Here is a 23,057-nt window from a genome sequence, read left to right as displayed (position 1 = left end):
TTCACTTTGCTCTTGCTAATTCGGCAACTATTTTGTTTCCCTTTATCTTGCAGCGATTGAGAGAATCAATAACCAATTCAGCATATCTGCGCTCAACTTCCACATAACTATGCTTACTCAAAAGTTCAATTGAACCTATGCGATCACCGGGAATACCCGCCTCGCCGGTAATTGCTCCAACAATATCTCTAACGCTTATGTTATGCTTACTCCCCGCGCTGACGAACAGCTTTATCATCTCACGGTCACGATTGTTATTCTTAGCCCCAGCCTCATTCTGAGAATAGGCTCTTTTTGACATCATTCATTTTTATTAGTGCAGCAGCTATTTCCATTGAGGTGTAACCCCTTGCAATAAGTTCCTCTACAGCAGGAACGTAATCACTTAGATTGCCCTGTTCGAGGATATCATTGATTTCACCAAGAAAGCTTTCCATTCTTTTTGTGTTCACATCCTTTTCTGAGGGCACGTTTAAGGATTTTATCTTGATTTTTGTATAACGTTGTATTTCTCTCAACCTGTGAAGAGAACGACCGTAGGCGAAACTGAAGGCTTTTCCGGTTTTTCCTGCCCTTCCAGTTCTTCCTATTCTGTGAACATAATATTCCTCATCCTGGGGTATATCGTAATTAAAAACTGCCTCGATATCATCAACGTCTATACCACGAGCAGCAACATCGGTGGCTACAAGAACTTTAATCGATTTATTCCTGAAACTGTTCATGACTCTGTTTCTCAATGATTGACTCATATCTCCGTGGAGCCCGTCGACAAGATAACCTTTAGCCTGAAGCATCGGAACAAGTTCATCTACTTTCTTCTTCGTGTTGCAAAAAACCAACGAAAGTTGCGGATTGTAATACTCAATGAGCTTTGAAAGAGCATCAAACTTTCTGGATTCCCCTATTTCAAGATAATATTGTTCTACCGTGGAAACAGTCAATTCTCTATTTATCACCTTTATCAGTTCAGGTTCTTTCTGAAATTCCTGAGCCAGAGCTATAATTGCTTTCGGCATGGTGGCTGAAAACATAGTGATTTGTCGTTCTTTTCCAACATGGCTGAGTATGTACCGTATATCCTCAAGAAACCCCATATTTAGCATCTCATCAGCTTCATCCAGCACTACAAATTTTGTGTCATCGAGCTTGAGCGTCTTTCTTCGCATATGATCCATTATTCTGCCGGGAGTACCAACAACAACTTGAATTCCTTTCTTTAGGGTATTTATCTGTCGTTCTATGGATTGCCCACCGTATATAGCAAGTACTTCTATTTCCTTGCGATTAGAGGCCAACGCAGCTATTTCGCGTGCCACCTGAACAGCCAGTTCCCTTGTTGGGCAGAGAATAAGCGCTTGTACTTTTTTTGATGAGTAATCCAGCATTTCAAGAAGAGGTATTCCAAAAGCGGCTGTCTTACCGGTTCCGGTATGTGCCTGGCCAATTATATCTCTTCCATTTAAAATCACCGGTATTGCTCTAGATTGTATCGGAGTAGGTTCTACAAACCCCATTTTTTCAATGGAGTTCAACATCTTTCGGGATAAACCCATTTCACTAAAATTCATATTCATTCGTCATATCCTTTCAAATAGATTCCATAAATTATATACTTTGATAAAGGTTCATTTATCACAAATGATGTCAGTGAGGTAAATTTCTCTCTGGCTGTAAAGAGTAAAAAGCAGCTGCTCTACCCAGACCCGATACCCGCTCTTCTACTCTTCCCGCCGCAGACACGTGTCACCGACAGAATTAATCGTTTCCTCGGCGAAGTCAGTCGCGTCGATCTCGAACATCGGATTCTCGTGTTTTTTGTCGCAAACGTCACTCTACCAATTGACAGCCTTTGCAAACGTCTATTGTTTCCCACTCCGAAGGAGTGCTTACCAGATCTTTTTCGTTGTTACTATTATTATAAATGCGTTTGTTAGTTAAACTAACTATCCATCAATCGATTTCTCATGTAACATCATTGCTCCTTGCTTCTCTACAAAACGATTGTATAATTTAGAGTACCTCAGAACACTATTGCGGGAGGGATTATATGTTTACCAGAAGAAGGGGGTTTACTTTCATAGAGCTGCTTATAGTCCTTGCTGTTATAGCGGCGCTTCTTGCCAGTATTACACCTGTTGCCATGAATGCGATAAGAAAAGCCAAGGCGATTCAGGTGGCATTTAATCTCAAAGTTCTTGCCGGGGGTATTCAGAACAAACTATTGTTAGATCGCGAGCTGCCTTCCAATATTTCTGAAATTGGTAGGGACATAGATACACAAAATTACGGAATAGCTTATACTTCTTCTGGCGGTCATTATGTCATTGTGGTTTTTACAACCGAAGAGGTGAAATTTGACACCGTTCACGAGATACTTCCGGCTTCGAGCGATTCCACCGCGATAATTCCTGCTGGTGCGGATTATCTGGCCGGAGGACTTCAGAATGCGAACAATGCTACTGTTCTTTATCGTATAGAATTTGATATTTATTAATCTCTTTTGCAAAAATCAGAGCAGCCTCTTGTGAGGCTGCTCTGACGCTTCGTGATGGGGAAATCTTTCGAACAGGGGTGGGGTTAGCACGTTGTATTTAATCGAGGCTTCCTTATTGTTCTCCCAAGTGTATCTCTATCATACTTCCATTCTTTAGAAAAAGCTTTAAAGCTCGTTGAATATCTATTACGCATTGATTTATTTATTGACAACTTGATTAATCCGCATGTTGACGAAAAGCGCGAAAGATGAGAATATTATAGTGAGACCAATATTTGGGGTGATACGATGCGAATGGTACTCACAATTGAAGGTATGAGTGATGATGGGTCCGTTGATTCTGTACGGCGAGTAATCAAATCTGTTCTTGGCAGGGAAGTTAAAAGCGTTGAATTCTCTTCAGGAAAGGTTATTGTGGAAGCAGATTCTCTTGAAATCGTTGAGAATCTTGAGGAGAAACTTTCAGCAAAGGGATATCGGATAATCAAAGTTGAAAGCTATTAAAAAGGCGGGTTTTGAGCCCCGCCGTTTTAATTTTCTTCATCTTTTGGCCATTTTTGGAAAGTAAGGAAGTCGGCTATATAAAACCAGATGGTTGTCAATATCGTTAGAAAACTTGCTCTAAACGCCATGTTCTTTGGATAAGCTATTAACTCCATACCTTTAGGTTCTTCATCTTCTCTCTCTGGCTCGTAGTCATATCCTCTGATAAGTGTCGCAGGAGTACTTTCGTTCATCTGGCCCATGACAAGGCCTGCGATTCCTGCCATAGAATCGACAACAAGGTCGTTTCCTCCAAGATGAGGTTCTCCAAAAAGATCTTCCTTACCGCTTTTTCTTGTAATTGGATCAATACCAGAATAACCTATGGCAACGTCTTGCGATCCCATTCTCCCTAACACGGAAACGGTATCGGTGATAATCACAGCAACTTCTTTACCGGTTAAATCTGTGATTTCTTTTCGAATTCTTTTGGCGCTGGCACAAGGATCCTTTGGTAGTAGCGTAACATAGTCTGGTGGGGAATTGGAAAAATCTATACCAGCGTCGTCGAGATAAGCCGCATGGTTATTGACAACAAAAACATATGTTGATATATCGAGTGCTTGGCGCGTACCTTCCGGGTTGGCTGAAAACTGAAGCATTCGCTTCCATATGACGGGGTTTTTCGCAATTTTTTTGAAAGGTATAACGGCCAGAACCTTTCCTTCACGCATTATCAGTTCAACTTCACGGGGATCTTTATGGAAAAGTTTGCCGAGAATCTTCGCTTTTCTCGAGGGAATCACTGTATTCAAATTAATCGTTCTACCATCGAAAAGCGAGACTAATTTTGAAGTGAGTACAAAAACATCCTTATCCCGAACCTCTATCCCTTTTTCTTTAAGGGCATTAACAAGATATTCTCCCGCTGTGGTTCTTCGGGCTTTTTCGGGTACGATAGCCTCCGAAACACTTATCGGTATAACCCTGAGCTCTCCTTTTACAGTTTGTTCCGACACATGTGTGCCTCCTTTCAGATCTCGCTTTTTCTTTTTTTTTTATTATATCACCGGAACATATTGAAGATATGTTCAATCTAAGGGGGTATAATTTTTTCGAGGTGATAGAATTGAATTTCAAAATCTTTGCTACTATAAGGGACTTTTCAATTGCCCGAGAGCTGCTGAATGCTGGAGTAACTGCTTTCAGAGTTAACTCTTCACATATGGAGATTGGTAAGCTAATAGAGTTTTTAGAAGAATACCAATTCCATTTCTATAACATCCCGCTTTATATTGATCTTAAAGGCAACAAACAGAGACTTCGCAAAGATCAACGAACCGTTGAACTTATTCCAGGGGAAAAGATTGTTTTTGCTACAAGTGAAAGCCCGGAAATAAAAACCCTTTTAGTAGAACCTGCTGTATTGAAACTTCTTTCCCCGAACATGAATGTTTCCCTAAATGATGGAAAGATAAAGTTGAAGATTCTCGATAACGATGGAAATAGAGCCTATGCAATAGTACTGAAAGCTGGAAGAGTCCATGGAGCTAAGGGAATAAACTTTGAATTCCTTTCGGATAAAAATTTCAGATCTTTTTCTTTAACCGAGAAGGACGTGGAAATAATCTCAAAAACACGTGATTATCCCTTTGTGAGATACGCATTATCCTTTGTTAGTTCTCCTGAACAGATAAAAAATCTAAGAGCAATTTCACGAAGGTATGTGGCTGCTAAGATAGAAAATTATTTGGATTTGGATAAACTGAAGGAAATTTCAAGTGAAACCGACGAAATCTGGTTTTGTCGGGGTGATCTTGGAGCACATCTTGGAATGAGGGGACTTGCAAAATTCTATGGTGAATTTGTGAAATCTATGCGGGATTTTACCTGCCCTGTCTTCATGGCAGGTGAGGTTATGGAACACATGGTAGACAATCCCCGACCAACGAGAAGCGAAATTTGTCACCTTTATGACCTGATAGAACACGGTTTTTCAGGCATAGTACTTTCCAATGAAACAGTATCCGGGAATTTCCCAATTGAAGTAGTTAAGGTTGTCAGGGAGGTTATCAGCGGTGATTGATTTTACAGTAGAGATAGCGAAAAAACTTGGTTTGCCAACATGGAAGGTCAAAAACTCCATTGAACTCCTTGAAGAAGGAAAGACAATTCCTTTTATTGCAAGATATCGAAAAGAGAAAACAGGAGAATTGAATGAAATTCAGATTAGGGAAATCGCTGATATGCTGGAGTATCTTAAAAAGCTGGAAACAAGGAAAGAGGAAGTTTTAAGATTAATAAGTGAAAAAGGCAAACTGACTCCAGAGCTTGAAAAGGCGATAAAAACCTCTGAAAGCCTTCAGGAAGTGGAAGATTTGTATCTTCCCTATAAAACCCGAAAGAAGACAAAAGCTGACATGGCGAGGGAAAAAGGGCTTGAACCGCTTGCTGAATTCCTTTTATCGGCGAAATCTCGTGATGACAACTTCGTTCAAAGCTTTATATCGGAGGAAAAGGGGATAGTGTCTATCGAGGAAGCTTTGGTAGGCGCGAAGGATATTATAGCGGAAAAGATATCTCACAATGTTGAAATAAGAGTTTTTTTACGAACGTTGTTCAGTGAAAAAGGAATAGTGAAATGCTTACGAGGGGACGCCGAAGACCCGAAAGGCATTTATCGAGACTATTATGAGTTTTCGCAACCTATTAAAAAAATCCCTTCACATAGAATTCTCGCCATATTTAGAGGAGAACGGGAAAAAGTTCTAAAAGTTACTCTGTCACTTCCCTTCGACCCTGGCTCTTCGCTTCAAAAGAAACTTGGAATTTCCTCTTCTTTAGCGTATTTTTCCGAACTTCTGGAAGCGTTGAAAGACTCTTATGAAAGGCTGTTGAAACCATCTATCGAGCGAGAAGTCAGGAGTGATCTAAAGGTTTCTGCCGAAGACAGGGCGATCAAAGTTTTCGCAAAGAATTTGAGAAACCTCTTGCTGCAACCACCGATGGGCGAAAAGGTTGTTATGGGAATTGATCCTGGCTACCGTACAGGTTGTAAGATAGCGGTGGTTGGAAAAGATAGCTCAGTTCTTTACCACGATACTATTTATCCGACACCACCGCGAAATGATAAAAAATCCGCGCAGATGAAAGTGGCTAATGCGGTAAGACTGCTTGGAGTAGAGATAATAGCCATTGGAAATGGAACCGCTTCACGTGAAACTGCGAGTTTTGTGGCTGAAACCATTAGAACCTGCAATCTGAATTGTAAATTCATGATCGTTTCCGAAGCCGGAGCATCTGTATATTCGGCGTCCAAGACGGCTACTGAGGAACTCCCAGAATATGATGTAACTACCCGTGGTGCAATTTCAATCGCGAGAAGGGTTCAGGATCCCCTTGCCGAGTATGTGAAAATCCCGCCTGAATCGATAGGTGTGGGAATGTACCAACACGATGTGTCGAGAAAAAACTTAAAAAAAGCACTCGATAGAGAAGTGGAATCTGTGGTCAACTACGTGGGAGTTAACCTTAACACCGCTTCAGAACATTTACTGAAGTACATATCCGGCCTAAATGCGAGAATGGCAAGAAACATTGTTGAGTACAGAAAACAGGTTGGACTTTTCAAAAAGAGGGAAGACCTATTGAAAGTCAAAGGAATCGGTAACAAGGCATTTGAGCAGGCTGCTGGATTCTGCAGGATAATAGATGGTGAGGAACCTTTAGATAACACCATTGTTCATCCTGAATCCTATCATATTGCCCGTGAAGTATTGAAAGAAGTAGGAATTCTCCCGGAAGAAATAATCCGGAAACGTGAAGAGTTAAGAGGAAAACTGGAAGAATTCGATATAGAAAGTTTCGTAAAAAAAGCGGGGTTCAATCCCATTACTGTAAAAGAGGTAGTAAAAGCATTAAAGAATCCCGGGCTTGATCCACGGGACGAATTGCCAAAACCCATACTGCACGATGATGTTCTTTCAATAGAAGACTTAAGACCTGATATGGAACTTGAGGGTACCGTAAGGAACGTAGTGGATTTTGGAGCTTTTGTCGATATCGGCGTCAAGCAGGACGGATTGATCCATAAAACAAGAATGGGAAAAAATGTTTGCGATCCTCTCGAAGTTCTGTCTGTTGGACAGATTGTAAAAGTAAAAGTTCTGAGTATTGACCTCGAAAGGGAAAGAATCGCCCTTGAACTCGTAGAAAAACGTTTTTGATTTTACCGTTGTTATGATAATTTCCAGCCTGTTATTACGAAACTTGCGCCACCATCAGGTGGATCCTCAACCTTTACGGTTAATCCCAACGTATCACAGATCTTTTTGAAAATTGATAAACCAAGGCCATGTCCAGAACCGCTTCTTGAGCGTTCTGCCTTGAAAAATCTGTCAAATATTTTATCCTTAATTTCATCTGGTATCCCGGGACCATAATCCCTAACATATAAAGCCTTTCTTTCGCTATCCCAACCAATTTCCACTGGCTTACCTTCGCCGTGTTTTGCCGCATTCTCCAGGAGTATCTTTATAGCTATGGAAAGCAGGCTTTCATCGGTTTTTACATTTAAATCGGGCACGACGTTTTTTATCTTTATTCCATAAATTCTAGTGATATCCGAAACGTTTCTTTCTACCAGGGTCCTCAGATTCAAAATTTCCAGATTTGGTGAAAGGTTTGGTTTCGAAAGAAATAGCAAACCTTCAGTAAGGGTAAGCATCTTTGCAGCTGTTTCTGCTATATTTTTCGCTGATTCTTCAACGATTTCTGGGTCTCTTGCTCCCCAACGCTGTATCATTCGTGAAAAACCAAGTATAGCAGTTAATGGGGAACGTATCTCGTGGGCTACATCAGAGGAAAACTGCTCCTGCCTTTTATAACCATCTTCTATCCTGTCCAATGCTGAATTTATCGCCTGAGTAAGTTCCAATATCTCTTTCGTGTTAGAGTCAACAGATATTCTCTTTGAAAGATCACTCACCACAACTTCTTTTAAGAGTTCCATCGTTCTTTTAAGTGGTGTCGATATCTTGGAGCTTATATAATATCCCACAATGCCTGAAAGAATCAGCGATAACATAATGGCAACAATAAAAGCTTTTTTCAAGCCACCAAGCAGAAAATCGTATTCAGCAGTTCTTATGCCCAAAAGCACCTTTTTTCCGGAATCTATAAATCCATAGAACAGGTAGGTATTTCCATCTATTTTTAGGAGTTTTCGTCCTTCAAAAAAATCCGGTGCTGGTATTCCATCCGGGTTTTGAAGTACACTATCATCAACCATAATAAAAAGACTTTTTGAAATCCTGCTTTGTGGTCCACCCGACATTCCGCGTGGCCCTGATGCTATACCATGCCTTTGGGCATTAAAGTTGAAGAAATTTCTAAAATTCTTCTCCAGCTCGGTAGCGTAATTTCGTACAAACAGCTCGGATGAAAGACTATAAACAAAAAGGGCAAAGAAAACCATGACGAGCACGGTTATCATAACAATACTGATAAATAACTGAAGTGAAAATGGTATGGATTTACTCCTTCGCAACGTAACCAACACCTCTTACCGTTTTTATGATCTTCCCCGCTGATCCAAGTTTCTTTCGCAGATAATTTATGTACACTTCCACAACGTTAGGATTCCCCCATTCTTCCGTTCCCCATACCAGCTCTAACAGCCTATCTTTTGACATAACGATTCCTGCATTCGTAAGAAGGACTTTTAGCAAATCAAACTCTGTCCTACTAAGCTCGACAGGTTCACCATTAACCTTTACCTCTCTGGAAGAGAGGTTCATTTCTATATTACCGTATAAAATTTTTTCTGAATAGCCCTTTCTTCTCAGGACTGCTTCCAGTCTGGCCAAAAGCTCTTCAATGTGGAAAGGTTTTACTATGTAATCATCAGCACCACTTTTCAATCCCCTGACCCGATCTTCCAGCTCTCCTCGAGCTGTCAACATAATTACTGGAAGCTCCGTTGAAAAGTCTTCCCGGATTCTTTCTAACACGGTAAAACCATTCATCTCCGGCAACATCACATCCAGCAAAACAACATCTGGAAGCTCCTTTTCAAGTTCGTCGAGAGCTTGTGGACCGGTAACGGCTGTTTTTACTTCATAGCCTTCGTGTTCGAGTTCCAGCTGAATGAATTTTCTTATGTGAGGATCATCCTCTACGAGAAGCACTTTTGCTTTCAAGTTATCCCACCTCACTTTCCTGTTCTTTTTCTTTAATCGTTGACAAACTTCCAAGAATTATCCCGACGACCATCATTATCAACCCAAGTCCTTCAATCATTGTGATTTTTTCCCCCAGCAAGATAACTGCAAAAAGTAGTGCAAAAGCGGGCTCACCAACGTAAACTAACGATGAACCGAGAGAGCCTACATACTTCTGATACTTCAATTGAATAGCTATGGCAAAAATTGTAGCAAAAATAGCGGCAAAAACGGCTGTAAAAAATATTTCCCGGTTCAAAATCACTTTACCTGGAATAACCGGTATCAAAATAACGTTAACCAGCATAACTGTTACAAGCTGTGGTAAGAGGAGAGAAAGTTCAGATTCATTTTCCCGGGTGAAATGTGTTATGAAAAGGACATGCAAAGCATACGATATTGCACATAACAGAGTCAGAAAATCGCCTAAATTAAAACCGCCACCGGCTGGACTCGTGAGGAAATAAAGTGCCATGATAGAAATTCCAAGCGCCACAATTTGTAAGAATGTAGGAGCTTTTCTTTCTAAAAAAGGAGCCATAATAGCCACCAATCCAACATACAAAGCTGTTATGAAGGCACTTTTGGACGCTGTTGTATAAACTAACCCCCACGTTTGAAAAACATATCCACCAGAGAGAAATAATCCAAGAATTACTCCATGAAATAATTCTTCTTTTGTCAAAGAGCTGAAGAAGTTTTTCCTAAAAGCCTTAAAAGGAATCAAGAAAATGATAGCCATAAAAAAACGTAAAGCATTGTAAAAAGCCGGCGATAATGAGTTTATAAGAATAACTTTCTGCAGCGGAAAAGTTAGTCCCCAGAAAACCACGACAAGAAGTAGATAGATATTCGCCAGAATTTTCTTACTTAGCACAATTATGTATTCCCTCCCGCAATACCTCAGAAAAGTCTAAGATTACTATCATATTACATACACAAAGCTTGACTAACCATGATTCTTGTGGTATAATTTAAAACAGAGGCGCGAAAAAAAGCGCCTCTAATTTTTTATTGTGATAGTATAATCAGTAATGCTATGATACTGACCGCGATGCCCATAACCAAAATCATTGTATTTATTTCTTTTCTTATCTCTTCTTCAGTCTTGGGAACAAGCTGAACATCGATTGTGCTTACTTCACCTTCATCTACATATACTTCTTGCGTAACAGAGTGATACTTCCATTTTGAAACTCTAACCGATCTATACCCAACCCTGGCAAAATCGTGATAGGGGGTTTTTCCAACATATTTTCCATCAACGTAAACATTCGCGCCAACAGGGTCGGAGAAAACATCTATGAACCCATAAGGATAGGTTGGAAATAACTGAAAATCAAATTGCCTCGAAACAGCACTTACATTTATGACATCCGGACCGTAAGCGAGTTCCTTGTCGTTGAACATGTAAACACTGTGTTTTCCTTCCTCAAGTTTCAATTCGACCGGAGCGATTCCAGAATAAAGTCCATCGACATAAACTTTTGTGTTCGGGCGATCGGAATCTAACCTCACACGCTGGAGGTTCGGAAGGTAGTTGATATAATGATATGTTGCAGCAACAGTCCAAGGAACGTTGTCAAGCGAACGAGTAACCGTAGGGACGAAAGCAGTTACATCGCTCAAGAAATAAGTAAAAATTGAATATTGTAATCGTATAAAAACAGGATCCAGAAAATACAATGGTTCTGTTGACGCTATTAATATGAACACTTCCTTGCCTGTGATATCTCCAGTTAACAAGCGATACTCTGAAGAGGTCCCTGGAAGCGTGTATTCAACATCTGCTTGAATAAAATTATCCTTCTCGAATTTATTCGGAAACAGAACTTTTATTTTCCCATTCGGAAGGATGTCGAGAATGGTTACGTAAGCATCTTTGTTTGTCTTAAAATGAATTACCATCTCTTCACCAGAAAGATACATTGAACCAGTAGGTTTGTTAGTCCATAATAGTGCTTTTAAGTCGCTTTCTGGTGGAACAAGTCTGATATTTTCAGGTTCGTATTGTATGCCAGCATAAGCGAATAGTACCCCTGAGAAAAATAGGATCATCGCAAAGAATGAAAAAGAACTTTTACTCACCCAAATCCCTCCTTGGTTCATGTGATGAAAAAGATACTCCGAGAACCGAGATCCGAGAATCCGAGAGAGCAACGAAGCTGCGCTCCGGACGCTTGCAGAGGCTGATGAAACCCGTTGTTGGTTGTATGTTATGCGTTGTACGTTTGTTTTTCCAAACTCTAAACCCGCTCTTTTCTAAGCCCTAACCTTCAACATTCATTTTTGCTCTTTACGTACGACCTACAACCTACAACGACTACATTCTCGGCTCTCGACTCCCAGTTTTATTTTCCATCTCTCGGCTCTCGGTTCTCGACTCCCGGGTTTTATTTTCCATCTCTCGGACTCTCGGCTCTCGGCTCTCGATTCTCTAATATGCTTTCTATAGCAGCTTTTATAACTTTCGCGGAATTTTCTAATCCTTTCAATTCATCGTCCGAGAGTTTTAAAGGAAGGATTCTTTCTATTCCTTTTTTACCCAGAACACTGGGAACACTAAAAGGAACATCCCGCATTCCTCTAAACTCTTCATGGACACTGGATACCGTTAAGACAGAATGATGATCTCCAGCGATAGTTTCAAGAATTCTTGCCACAGCAAGGCCGATACCATAGTATGTAGCGCCTTTCTTTTCAATGATTTTATAAGCAGCATCACGGGTATTCTCGAATATTCTTTCGAACACCTTATCTCTTTCGCACCCTTTAGCCAAGCAGCCATTGCAGAATTCTTTTATTGGAACTCCTCCCACATTCGCCGTGGACCAACTGGCGATTTCACTATCCCCATGTTCTCCTATAATATAGGCATGTACACTTCTCGGGTCAAGTTTGCAATGATCTGCTATATTCTGTCTGAGCCTTGCCGTATCAAGTGTCGTACCTGAACCGATAATTCGTTCTCTTGGTAGCCCGGATTTCTTCCACGCTACCCACGTAAGCACATCTACGGGATTTGAGACCATCAGTATTATCGGATTTTCGGAATATTTGAGACAGCTTTCAACTATCGAAGAGATGATCTTCGCATTACTTTTAAGAAGCTGTAATCTCGTTTCACCAGGTTTTTGAGCTCTACCGGCAGTGATAACGACAACATCGGAATTTTTCGTTAAACTGTAATCATTGCCGCCTTTTATCCTTACAGGATGAACATAGGGAGCTCCATGACTCAAGTCGAGAGCCTGACCTTCCGCTAAATCACCGTTTATATCCACGATGCTTATTTCCCTTGCTACCCCTTTTATCATCGTTGCATAGGCGATTGACGATCCAACCATTCCCGCACCAATTATGGATACCTTCATGTTTTTTTCCTCCCCAATAAATTCTCCAGGTGAAAGAAGAACCTTTCCTTTAGTTTACCTTTTTCCACCTGTTCCACGATTTTCCCCTTAATGAATATAACGGCTTGATCTTTTGTTCCTGTCACACCTATATCCGCATGTTTTCCTTCGCCGATACCATTTACAACACAACCCATGACAGCTACTGTGAGTTCCTCATCTATTCCTTCCAGCCATTCTGTTACTTCTTTTGCAAGAACTTCTACCTCTATCTCGGTACGCGCGCAGGTGGGACAGGCAATCACCTGCGGCCCTTTCAACTTACCAAGTGATTTAAGGATTTCTTTTGCTATGAGAACTTCCTTTATCGGATCCCCAGCCATAGAAACTCTTATAGTGTCTCCAATTCCTTTGATGAGCAATGCCCCAATCCCTATGGATGATTTCACGATCGCGCTCTCACCAACACCGGCTTCAGTAACACCTATATGAAGTGGATAATCAACTTTAGAGTGGATATAAACATTCGCCTCGATAGTTTCCATGACAGATGAAGACTTTGCGGAGATGACTATTCTATCAAACCCCATGGATTCAAGAATTCTCACTTCTTCCAGGGCACTTTCGGCAAGAGCTTCAGCTTTTTGAAGATGAGTGTAACCTTTTTTTATGGACCCGGAATTCGCCCCTACCCTTATGGGAACGCCATATTCTTTTGCTACCCTAACAACTTCCCTGACCTTCCAGTCAGCACCTATGTTTCCCGGATTTATTCGAATCTTGGAGGCACCGGCTTTTATAGATTCTATGGCGAGACGATAGTCAAAATGGATATCGGCAACAATCGGGATCTTTACGTTCTTAACTATCTCTTTCAGGCTTTTTATACTCTCAAAATCCGGGACAGATACTCTGACTATCCCGCATCCAGCTGATGAGAGAGCTCTTATTTGCGAGATAGTGGCATTTACGTCTGCGGTCTTGGTATTTGTCATAGATTGAATTACGATAGGGTTATTTCCGCCTATTTCAACATTCCCAATTTTTATTATTCTGCTCACAGAAATCTTCCTATATCTATAAAGGTTATGTAGATTAAAATTCCCATAATTATTATAAACCCGATTGTGTGAATATAACCTTCTACCTTTGGATCAATTCTTTTTCTAGTAACCATTTCAACGAACGCCAGAACCATTCTCCCACCATCGAGAGCTGGAAGGGGAAGCAGGTTTATGACACCTATGTTCAGGGTAATGAATCCAACAAGGATTAGGATGGTTTTTAACCCCGCTTTTGTTGCCTGACTGACAAGGGTAACCATTCCGATAGGTCCTGAAAACTCATTCAGACTGGTCCCACCGGTGAATAACCGTGAAAGTATCTTGACCATTGAGAATAAAAGCTCGTTAGCCCATTTGAAACCCAAAGAAAAGGCATGAAATACATTTTTGGGATACCAGTAAGAATAACCAAGCTGGAAAACATTGGGTTCTTTCATCAGATTGGTTATTTCAGTTTTACTTGTTTCCAGCGTTAGTTCTTTACCATTGCGAAGAACCTTAATGGTCAATTCATCCGGTAATCCTCTACCAAACCATTCCATTTTATTCCCTGAAAGGTGGATGAAAAGCTGATTTTCATTCAAACCTATTATTTGAGCCAGCCTTGATAGATCAACTCCATTTTCGAGTTTCATGCCGTTGACTTCGAGAATTCTGTCACCAGCCTTAAATCTTCCAAAGTCCTTGTTCAGAACAGGCTCGAAATTGCTGTAATATATTCCAATTGCATACCTCTCTTTGGTAACCGAAACACCTTCAATTACCCCGGAAAGCTGAGTACCATCTTTAAAGGTTATCTTGATGGTATTCTCAGGAGTTAAAACGCTGGAGAAATCGCTGTATTTCCCATCAAAAGGTACTCCGTTGAATAATTCGATAATACTTCCTTCTTCTGGTATCATCTCAGCATCTTTGATCACGAGAATAGCTTCTTCGGGAAAGAGAGCTGGCTTCACGTTCAGTTGAAGTTCTTTTCCGTCTCTTTCGATTGTTAGAGTCAACTCTTTACCTTTCGAAATGAGATCACTGAGAGTATTTTCCTGAATCAGGACCCTGCCGTTAACCTCAAGAATTCTATCTCCAGCCTCTAAACCGGCGTAATATGCCGGAGTACCTGGTTCCACCTGTTCGATACGAACTTCAGGGAAACCCCAGAACGCCCCAACAAGAGCGAATATAATAAATCCAGCTATTATCGAAAATAACGGTCCGGCAAAAGCTATCAGGAAACGTTGCCATGAGGGTTTGTTGGAAAAAAGCTCGTCTTCGGGAATTTCTTCAGAAAGTTCTCCAAAATCTTCACCAGCAAGTTTCACATATCCTCCTAGAGGAAGAACGTTTATTCTGAATTCTGTTTTTTTGCCTTTTTTAGAAAAAATTCTGGGGCCAAATCCAACAGCAAATTCTAAGGCCCTAACACCAAAAATCCTTGCGAAAAGATAATGTCCGAACTCATGAACAACGACTATCGCCGTCAGTATAAGAAAAAAGTAAACTAACGTGAGCATTTTCTCACCTCTTCCTGTGCAATTTTTCTTGCCAATACATCGATAGCCTGAACCTCTTCGAAGTCTTTAGGACTTATCGGTTCAATACGCTCGATAGTTTTTTCAATTATCCTATAAATGCTACCAAAAGAAATTCTACCCTCCACAAAGTTTTTGACTGCTATTTCATCAGCAGCGTTGAACGCGATTTGTTTCGACGGTATCCCGATAATTTCACGTGCTAGTTTCAAAGCCGGATATCTTCGATAATCGATTTCCTCCAGAGAAAGGGAATAATCCAGAGGAGAAGCCGTGAAGTCTTTCAGTGCAGCCCTTTGGGGATAAGTTAAAGAATAAGCTATCGGAATTCTCATGTCCGGTTTGCCGATGTGAAGTTTTATTGTTCCGTCTGAGTAGATTACTCCGGCATGGATTGCGCTATTCTTGCAAACATATGTCAAAATGTCTTTTTCATCATAGGAAAAGAGATAATGGGCTTCTATAATCTCAAGTCCTTTGTTCACCATAGTAGCACTATCAACAGTTATTCTAACCCCCATAGACCAGACAGGGTGATTCAAAACATCTTTCAGTGTAACTTCATTGATTCTATCGAGCGGATAATCTCTGAGTGCACCACCTGAAGCGGTGATGAATATTTTCTCTGGTCGAACATCGCCTCGAAGCAACTGAAAGAGCGCACTGTGTTCACTATCAACAGGAATAATTTCTGCCGAATACCGCTTTGCCTTTTCCAGCAGAAGTTTTCCACCACAAACGATGGACTCTTTATTAGCAAGACAGAGCCGTTTAGAATGCTCAATCGCCTTGAGACTGTATCTCAACCCTATCGCGCCGCTGGCCGCAAGAACTGTGTAATCAGGTTTGGCTGTCTCCAGCATCTCTTCAATTCCTTCAGCACCATAAAAAAACTTCACAGATGGAAAATTAACTTCTAGCTCTCTATTTGGCTCAAGCATAGCAGCGTATTCTGGAGAAAATTCGTGGAGTTGTCTTTCAAAAAGTGAAAAGTTGTGGCCACAAGCCATGGCCACAACTCTAAAATTATCAAGTTTTCTAATCACTTCAAGTGTTTGAGTTCCAATGGAACCTGTGGAACCTACTATCGCTATTTTCTTCAAGAGCTACACCTCGAATCTTTTCTTCAGTTCCTCTATATCTCCTTTGGCTTCCTCTACGATTTTTTTAATCTCTTCCGGGGATTTTTCCTTGATATTCTTCACCTTTTCCTCAACTTTCTGACGTTTACCGGGGATACACTTACTCGGGTTTTCTTTCTCCTCCACTATTTTAATAGCGAAAGCTGCACAACCGGGATACCCGCAGAGACCGCAGTCTATTTTTGGAAGAATGGAATAAACTGCCTTGGCAACCGGTTTTTCATCAAGCATTGCTCTGTACTTTTCCACTTCTTCTTTGCTTGGCCTTGAAGGTTTCTTGGGCTTTGTTTCTTCGCTTGGCGCTGCACCAGCGAAGAACTCTTTAACAGCTGCTTCTGGATCGCCACCGGCTTTTTCCCATATCTTTTCTATAGCGTCATCAGAGGCTTCAAGGAGTTTCTTTATTTTCTCCGGAACGCCGGCTCTTCTCCCGGGAATACAACCATCAACAGACGCTTTACTTTCGCTAACCGCTTTTGCGAATCCGGAACATCCGGGATATCCACAGGCCCCACAATTTATTCCAGGGAGTACAACCTCAATTAATTTCTCTTTCGGATTTTCTTTTACAGCGAATTTTGCCGCTGCAAAAGCGAGAAATGTACCGAAAACAAAACCTAGAACTCCTAAAATCAAGGCCGAATAAACTATTATCATCCACCATACCCCCTCACAGCTTCACGAGGCCCTGGAATCCTGTGAACGCCATTGAAAGCAAGCCGGCTGTTATGAGAGCGCTTGCGGTACCTTTAAAAGCTTCCGGTAACTCTACAAGATCCATTCTTTCCCTAATTGTTGAGAAAATTATTAAAGCAAGAGCAAAACCTATTCCTGCACCAACAGAGTTTATTATGGTTTCCAGCAGATTGTATTCAAGCTGAACATTGAGAACAGCAAGACCAAGAATGGCACAGTTCGTGGTTATTAGCGGCAGATATATTCCGAGGCTTTCATACAGTCCAGGACTGGTTTTCTTCAAGACGATTTCAACGAACTGAACAAGAACGGCTATAACAAGTATAAAAACTATGGTAGTCAAAAATGGTAGCCCGAGGGCAACTAATAGAACATTCAGCAACCATGTGATCACGGAAGCCATAACCATAACGAAAATAACCGCAAGACTCATCCCGATAGCAGTATCCACTTTTCTGGAAACCCCAAGGAAGGGACATATCCCAAGAAACCTTGAAAGAACAAAGTTATTAACTAATACAGCGGAAAGAAATATGAAGAACAATCTTGTTCCCATTCCCATCGTCATAATCACTCAACCTCACTTTCCGGCTTTGGCTTTCGAAGCTTTGTTCCTTCTTGCACCGATGTAATTGAACAATCCGGCTAACAGACCAAGAGCAATGTAAGCCCCCGGTGGGAGCACCATTGCAAACATCTTTATATCGGTCAAATGAACATTGAACACACTACCGTTACCGATAATCTCTCTCACAGCTCCGAGCAGCACAAGTGAACCGGTAAATCCAAGACCCATTCCCAGACCGTCCAGGAATGAAAGAAAAACGCCGTTTTTCGATGCGAAGGATTCCGCACGTCCGAGAATTATACAGTTAACAACGATAAGTGGAATAAACAACCCAAGAGTCTTCCAGAGGTCATATACAAACCCATGCATTAGCAAATCTACGACTGTAACAAAGGAAGCGATGATGACTATGTAAGCCGGGATACGTATTTTATTTGGAATAACTTTTCTTAAAAGAGAAACAACTATGTTCGACATGATGAGAACAGCTGTTGTGGCCAATCCCATACCCAAACCATTCACAGCGCTGGTTGTCGTTGCAAGCGTTGGACACATTCCCAAAACCTGTACATATGTTGGATTCTGAGCTATGAATCCGTTGGTGAGGACCTTCATCTTATTCAGTTTTTCGGCCATTAGTTCACACCTGCCTTCTTGAGAAACTCATACATTGCATTGATTGAAGTCACAACAGCTCTAGGGGTTATTGTCGCACCGGTCATCACGTCACTTGTTTGAATGATGCCTTCGGTGTTTCTGCGCCTTTCCATTTCCATTTCGTCATTGACAGCCCCTTTACCGGAATCCTTATCAACCTTCAGGTGTTTCTCAAGCCCTTCTTTTGTAATCGGATAGAAACGCTTCTGTATGTTTTCATCAGCTATTTTTGCTCCTAATCCGGGAGTTTCTTGAGAGTATTCAATAACCTTGATAGCGTTTAATCTGATACCTGAAGTATCTTCCACAAAAGCTGCTATTGTAATAACATTTCCACCGTAACCAACGGCCTGTCCGGTGAGAATATATATCTTACTGCCATCTTTTGCTCTGAAAACATAAGCGGGTGCCAGAACTTTTCCTTTACCATCGGATGAAATATATAAGAAACCTTCTTTCGGTGTGAAGCCTGAGGGAAGCCATTCGTACTTTGAAAGTTCTTGAGCAGTTTCTGGAATAGCCGACCTTTCGATGAGAAGCTCACCAGTATTCGAATCTGTCAGGACTTTTTCTATTGCTTTTATTTTGGCACTTATTTCTGCTTTTTCTATTGGTTCTTTAACGAGTGTATATACAAGTGACAATCCCAAACCGGCTATGAGGGTTATCAACATGAGTGTTAGTCCTGTTTTGATATACTCACGCATTGGCTTTCACCTCGCCAAATCTCTTCGGGCGCGTTACAGAATCTATCAGTGGCACAAAGGAATTCATTATCAGGATTGAGAAGGAAACACCCTCTGGATAACCTCCAAAATATCGGATAACCATGGTGATCACACCACAACCCAATCCGAAAATCCATTGCCCTTTCGGTGTCATAGGACTTGTGACCATATCGGTTGCCATGAAAAGCGCTCCAAGCATTAATCCGCCACCAAAGATGTGGTACAACGGATCCCCGTATGCAGGGTTCACAAGGTAGAAAATTGCCGAGATCAAGGCTACGCTTCCCACATAAGCGATCGGTATCATAAGCTTTATTCTTTTACGAATTACCAGCCATACAAAACCAAGAATCAACAATAATGCACTCACTTCACCCAGAGAACCTGGAACCGTTCCGAGGAAAAGGTCTTTGATTCCCCAGATGGTTTCCTTCCCATCTTTTAACAACGCCATTGGTGTGGCGGTTGTTTGCAAATCAAAGGGTGTGTACCAGGTTGTCATCTGTACCGGGAAAGAGATCAGCATGAAAACACGTCCAACCAGGGCTGGATTCCATATATTCTTTCCCAATCCGCCAAATACATTTTTCGCAATCCCTATTGCTGCAATAATTCCAACAAGAGTCTGCCACCATGTCACCGCCAGGGAAAGGTTAAGAGCCAAAAGCAGGCCAGTAACCGCGGCACTACCGTCCGGTCTGTAATCTTTTTTGCCTCTTAGAATTCTCATGAAAAAGAAGTCCAAAAGTTCTGCGGTTACAACGCTGAACACTATCAGGAACAAAGCTTTCGCACCGAACAGTATTACAGCCATCACACTGGCAGGCAACAACGCTATAAGAACATCAATCATAATCTTCCGTACGCTATTGGTTGATCGTAGGTGAGGTGCTGCTGCAACATTTAGCTTCACTTTTTTGCTCCCCCTTTCAACGCACGGTAAACCTTTTTAGCCAGCTTAAAACTCTTGACAAGGTCAATGTTTGCTGGACAAACATAAGAACAACTTCCGCATTCCATACAGTCCATAAGTCCTTCATCAACGGCTCTGTCGTAAAGCCTGTTACTGGTGTAAAGATAAAGCTGAAAAGGTTGTAGATACATGGGGCAGGCTTTAACACATCCTCCACATCTGATACAGGGGAAGCTTTCCCTTTCTCCTACAACCTCTTTTGTCATTACCGTGATACCTGAAGTTCCTTTCATCACAGGAATATCTATTTTGGGAACGGCTATTCCCATCATTGGACCACCAAAGACAACTCTATCGACGTTTGCTTCCATACCACCAGCCAATTCAATGAGCTCGCTGGCAAGGGTCCCGATTCTCGCTACAATGTTTATGGGTTTTTTAACTCCTTCACCGGTTACAGTAACAGCCCTCTCGATGAGAGGTTTTCCCAGTTCGATAGCTTCATAAACAGCAAAGGCAGTTCCAACATTTTGTACAACAACACCAACGTCCATTGGAAGACCACCAGACGGAACAATTCTTTTCGTAAGGGCATAAATAAGCTGTTTTTCAGCACCCTGGGGATACTTAGTTTTAAGAACTCTAACCTCAATTCCATCACCTGCGGCTTCTTTCATTCTTCTTATAGCTTTTGGTTTGTTATCTTCTATACCTATAATTGCTTTCTCAACCCCAAGTGCCTTCATTAATGCTCGAATCCCGCGAATAATCTTTTCTGACATTTCCAGCATCAAACGATAATCAACAGTAAGATAAGGCTCACATTCAGCACCATTAATTATAAGAACGTCGATTTTCTTATCCTTAGGTGGATTTAATTTAACGTGGGTTGGAAATGTGGCTCCACCAAGACCAACTATACCGGCTTCTTTAATTCTTTCTATGATTTCATCTCGACTGAATTCTTCGTACGATTTTGCTGGTTCGAGGAGTTCCCAGTCATCGTCGCTAGTTTTTTCGATTACAATTGCATCCTGAGGTTTTCCGAGAACAGGATGATACATCTTGGAGATCTCCACAACCTTCCCTGTAACCGGGGAATGTAAATTCGCCGAGATGAAACCAGCAGCTTCAGCGATCTTCTGTCCTGTTTTGACATCATCACCGGGTTGAACAATTGGTTTTGCGGGTACACCTGCATGATTGGCGAGGAAAACAAAAACCTTTCCTGGTAGTGGGGCTCTGGATAGTGGAACATCTTCAGAAAGAGTTTTTTTCTCAGGCGGATGAACCCCACCTTTGAAGCTCAACAGTCCCATCATCTACCACCTTTCTATCCAATAGATTTTATGTATTGATAACGCCGGTAAGAAATGAAAAATAGGGGCTTACGCCCCTATTATAATACAGGAAATATTTATAAACTACTCCTCAAATTTTCGAGGTTTTAAAATGTCAAATCAGCGACATTTTCAATTGGCTTATTCAGCTTCGACTTTTATTACCCTTGGAGCATCGTCGTACTCGGTAATCGGGCTGATTTCAGAGATATATTCCATGACGACATCGGCAAGGACGAATCCGGTGTCATAACCTTCGAGTCCTTTGAGCATTTTGTAACCGTCTCCACCGGCAGCCATATAGTTGTTTGTAACGAGAGTGTAGGTCTTACTGAGATCTATTGGCTCTCCTTTGATCATAACATCCTTGACCTCGCCGTTTTCAATTTTGTAGCTAAGATTTGCTACTTGTGGTCTGGCACCTTTTCCAGCTGGAATCGTTGTGGTGTATTTGAGTACTTCCATCAACTGTTCCCCTGTGATCTTTATGATGTAAAGGGTATTGCCAAACGGAAGAACCTTGAGAATATCGCGGTATGTTATCGGTCCGGGCTGAATTGAGGCTCTGATTCCACCTGCGTTGGTTATGGCGAGGTCGGCACCAGTCTTCCAGACCATGGCATCAGCTACAAGGTGACCGAGATTTGTATCCTGATTTCTGATTATTGCTCTTGTTCCTTCAAGCAGAATCTTGGTTTCACCAACAACGGTATCGAGTTTTTCATCCCCAAGCTTCTTGAAATAATCAAGAACGATATCAACAGCTCTGTTGGATTCTATATTGGCTTTCTTTATCGGGATGGATTCGTAGCTGACGAAAACGATTCCGCCATTTTCTACTTCGAGATCGAGCTTACCGAGGTATTTGCCCCATTCTCCAGCTTGAATGATGAGAGTTTCATTTACAACCATTGGTTCGGTGAGAAGAGAATGACTGTGACCGTCAACAATGACATCTATGCCATCAACTTGTTCAGCGAGTTCGATAGAGTTAACACCTACGATAGGTTTGCCAGTACCAAGATGTGTTAGGGCAATAACAAGGTCTGCCTGTTTTTTCAGTTCAGGAACCAATTCCTTGGCGACTTCGATGACACTCTTCCATTCATAACCTTGAGCATAAAGGGCTTCGAGGATTTCCGTTTCCTCGGTGGTGAAACCAACGATCGCAACTTTCAATCCACCGACTTCTTTAATTATGTAAGGGGTGAAAGCAGGTTTTCCATCTTTATAAATGTTTGCACTCAAGAATGGGAAGTGAGCCCATTTTATCTGTTTTGCCAGAACTTCCGGTGGGTTGTCGAATTCATGGTTTCCAAGGACGATCGCATCCAGTCCCATGAGGTTCAATGCAACGATATCCGCTGCGGCGTCTATGAGGTCGGATTCAGGTACACCGGTATTGAGATCGCCAGCGTGCAAAAACAACGTATTGGGATTCTCTTTCCTGAATTGATCAACCAGGGTTGCAATCAAAGCAAAACCACCTATATCGGGATTTTTCCATTCACTAAAAGTCCATGCATGCCCGTGTGTGTCGTTGATGTGCAGGATGGTTATCTTTTCTGCAAGAACAAATACCGCAATGAGTACTAATAGCGATACTAGAAGCAGTTTTCTCATTTTCCCTACCTCCTTCTTCCTTTTTTGTTTTTTCTCCTTCCCCTGTATCTAAGGGTTCGATAGAGCCTATGAATTCGAATGTGACACCTTGCTCAGGTGTATTTATTTTAACAGAAAGAATCTCTATTTTTGTATCGTTTTGATAGATGGTTTCTGTGGTGATTTCTGTTGTTTTATTTGCGTTATTCGGGAATGTATGGAAAATACTCCTTATATCAAGACTTAGTTTAAAGGTATCTTCAACGA

General features: G+C 41.4%; 22 protein-coding genes. 4 read left to right on the top strand and 18 right to left on the bottom strand.

From position 1 onward, the window contains the following. Position 1: 1 nt before the first annotated feature. A complete protein-coding gene (locus DU53_RS12460; RefSeq protein ID WP_235599706.1) occupies positions 2–301 on the bottom strand; it encodes a DbpA RNA binding domain-containing protein in 300 nt (99 codons plus the stop codon). Continuing rightward, positions 273–1,577, bottom strand: coding sequence for a DEAD/DEAH box helicase (locus DU53_RS04675; protein WP_201029993.1), 1,305 nt, complete (start codon positions 1,575–1,577; stop codon positions 273–275). Before DU53_RS04675 ends, DU53_RS12460 begins: the two co-directional genes overlap by 29 nt. A 473-nt stretch (positions 1,578–2,050) precedes the next feature. Here DU53_RS04675 and DU53_RS04670 point away from each other — a divergent pair, with 473 nt between their 5' ends. Both DU53_RS04670 and DU53_RS04665 read left to right on the top strand, forming a co-directional pair. Beyond that, positions 2,051–2,497, top strand: a complete 447-nt coding sequence (locus DU53_RS04670) for a type II secretion system protein (RefSeq protein WP_015868292.1) — start codon at positions 2,051–2,053, stop codon at positions 2,495–2,497. 288 nt (positions 2,498–2,785) lie between these two features. Further along, positions 2,786–3,001, top strand: a complete 216-nt coding sequence (locus DU53_RS04665; protein WP_015868291.1) for a heavy-metal-associated domain-containing protein — start codon at positions 2,786–2,788, stop codon at positions 2,999–3,001. A gap of 26 nt (positions 3,002–3,027) precedes the next feature. Here DU53_RS04665 and DU53_RS04660 read toward each other — a convergent pair whose 3' ends face one another. After that, positions 3,028–3,999: a coenzyme F420-0:L-glutamate ligase gene (locus DU53_RS04660; RefSeq protein WP_063727715.1), complete on the bottom strand. Its 972-nt coding sequence runs from the start codon at positions 3,997–3,999 to the stop codon at positions 3,028–3,030. Positions 4,000–4,100: 101 nt separating this feature from the next. On the opposite strand from DU53_RS04660, the gene DU53_RS04655 reads away from it, so the two are divergent. Beyond that, positions 4,101–5,066: a pyruvate kinase gene (locus DU53_RS04655; RefSeq protein ID WP_235599705.1), complete on the top strand. Its 966-nt coding sequence runs from the start codon at positions 4,101–4,103 to the stop codon at positions 5,064–5,066. After that, entirely contained in the window at positions 5,059–7,206 is a 2,148-nt protein-coding gene (locus tag DU53_RS04650) for a Tex family protein (RefSeq protein WP_015868288.1), read from the top strand. Before DU53_RS04655 ends, DU53_RS04650 begins: the two co-directional genes overlap by 8 nt. 11 nt (positions 7,207–7,217) lie before the next feature. On the opposite strand, the gene DU53_RS04645 is transcribed toward DU53_RS04650, so the two are convergent. The 15 genes from DU53_RS04645 to DU53_RS04575 all read right to left on the bottom strand — a co-directional run bounded on the left by DU53_RS04645 (position 7,218) and on the right by DU53_RS04575 (position 22,811). Continuing rightward, positions 7,218–8,474, bottom strand: a complete 1,257-nt coding sequence (locus tag DU53_RS04645) for a HAMP domain-containing sensor histidine kinase (protein WP_063727760.1) — start codon at positions 8,472–8,474, stop codon at positions 7,218–7,220. Positions 8,475–8,514: 40 nt separating this feature from the next. Further along, on the bottom strand, positions 8,515–9,180 hold the full coding sequence (locus tag DU53_RS04640; protein WP_015868286.1) for a response regulator transcription factor: 666 nt from the start codon (positions 9,178–9,180) through the stop codon (positions 8,515–8,517). Between the two features lies 1 nt (position 9,181). After that, positions 9,182–10,078, bottom strand: coding sequence for a DMT family transporter (locus DU53_RS04635; RefSeq protein WP_063727712.1), 897 nt, complete (start codon positions 10,076–10,078; stop codon positions 9,182–9,184). A 134-nt stretch (positions 10,079–10,212) separates the two neighbouring features. Then, complete coding sequence (locus DU53_RS04630; protein WP_015868284.1) at positions 10,213–11,289, bottom strand: PEGA domain-containing protein; 1,077 nt, start codon at positions 11,287–11,289, stop codon at positions 10,213–10,215. A gap of 305 nt (positions 11,290–11,594) precedes the next feature. Further along, the gene (locus DU53_RS04625) at positions 11,595–12,575 is read right to left on the bottom strand and encodes an L-lactate dehydrogenase (protein WP_063727711.1); all 981 of its coding nucleotides are present in this window, start codon (positions 12,573–12,575) and stop codon (positions 11,595–11,597) included. Then, positions 12,572–13,615, bottom strand: a complete 1,044-nt coding sequence (ispG, locus tag DU53_RS04620; protein ID WP_015868282.1) for a flavodoxin-dependent (E)-4-hydroxy-3-methylbut-2-enyl-diphosphate synthase — start codon at positions 13,613–13,615, stop codon at positions 12,572–12,574. Before ispG ends, DU53_RS04625 begins: the two co-directional genes overlap by 4 nt. Beyond that, positions 13,612–15,126 carry a site-2 protease family protein gene (locus tag DU53_RS04615; protein WP_015868281.1) on the bottom strand — a complete coding sequence of 505 codons (1,515 nt, stop codon included), beginning with the start codon at positions 15,124–15,126 and terminating at the stop codon, positions 13,612–13,614. Before DU53_RS04615 ends, ispG begins: the two co-directional genes overlap by 4 nt. After that, the gene (dxr, locus tag DU53_RS04610; RefSeq protein ID WP_063727709.1) at positions 15,114–16,247 is read right to left on the bottom strand and encodes a 1-deoxy-D-xylulose-5-phosphate reductoisomerase; all 1,134 of its coding nucleotides are present in this window, start codon (positions 16,245–16,247) and stop codon (positions 15,114–15,116) included. The genes DU53_RS04615 and dxr overlap by 13 nt, the downstream gene beginning before the upstream one ends. A gap of 3 nt (positions 16,248–16,250) precedes the next feature. Next, a complete protein-coding gene (locus DU53_RS04605) occupies positions 16,251–16,943 on the bottom strand; it encodes an RnfABCDGE type electron transport complex subunit B (protein ID WP_015868279.1) in 693 nt (230 codons plus the stop codon). Between the two features lie 13 nt (positions 16,944–16,956). Continuing rightward, complete coding sequence (gene rsxA / locus DU53_RS04600) at positions 16,957–17,550, bottom strand: electron transport complex subunit RsxA (RefSeq protein ID WP_235599710.1); 594 nt, start codon at positions 17,548–17,550, stop codon at positions 16,957–16,959. A 12-nt stretch (positions 17,551–17,562) separates the two neighbouring features. Further along, a complete protein-coding gene (gene rsxE / locus DU53_RS04595) occupies positions 17,563–18,186 on the bottom strand; it encodes an electron transport complex subunit RsxE (RefSeq protein ID WP_063727708.1) in 624 nt (207 codons plus the stop codon). Beyond that, positions 18,186–18,914: an RnfABCDGE type electron transport complex subunit G gene (locus DU53_RS04590; protein ID WP_063727707.1), complete on the bottom strand. Its 729-nt coding sequence runs from the start codon at positions 18,912–18,914 to the stop codon at positions 18,186–18,188. Before DU53_RS04590 ends, rsxE begins: the two co-directional genes overlap by 1 nt. Beyond that, complete coding sequence (locus tag DU53_RS04585) at positions 18,907–19,848, bottom strand: RnfABCDGE type electron transport complex subunit D (RefSeq protein ID WP_063727704.1); 942 nt, start codon at positions 19,846–19,848, stop codon at positions 18,907–18,909. The genes DU53_RS04590 and DU53_RS04585 overlap by 8 nt, the downstream gene beginning before the upstream one ends. Then, positions 19,845–21,167, bottom strand: coding sequence for an electron transport complex subunit RsxC (gene rsxC, locus DU53_RS04580; RefSeq protein WP_015868274.1), 1,323 nt, complete (start codon positions 21,165–21,167; stop codon positions 19,845–19,847). Before rsxC ends, DU53_RS04585 begins: the two co-directional genes overlap by 4 nt. A 162-nt stretch (positions 21,168–21,329) precedes the next feature. Further along, positions 21,330–22,811 carry a bifunctional UDP-sugar hydrolase/5'-nucleotidase gene (locus DU53_RS04575; RefSeq protein ID WP_015868273.1) on the bottom strand — a complete coding sequence of 494 codons (1,482 nt, stop codon included), beginning with the start codon at positions 22,809–22,811 and terminating at the stop codon, positions 21,330–21,332. Between the last annotated feature and the right edge of the window lie 246 nt (positions 22,812–23,057).

The organism is Kosmotoga sp. DU53 (genome assembly GCF_001639905.1).
Lineage (GTDB): Bacteria > Thermotogota > Thermotogae > Petrotogales > Kosmotogaceae > Kosmotoga > Kosmotoga olearia.
Note: the sequence above shows the minus strand (reverse complement) of the source record. Positions and strands in the feature narration are given on the sequence as shown.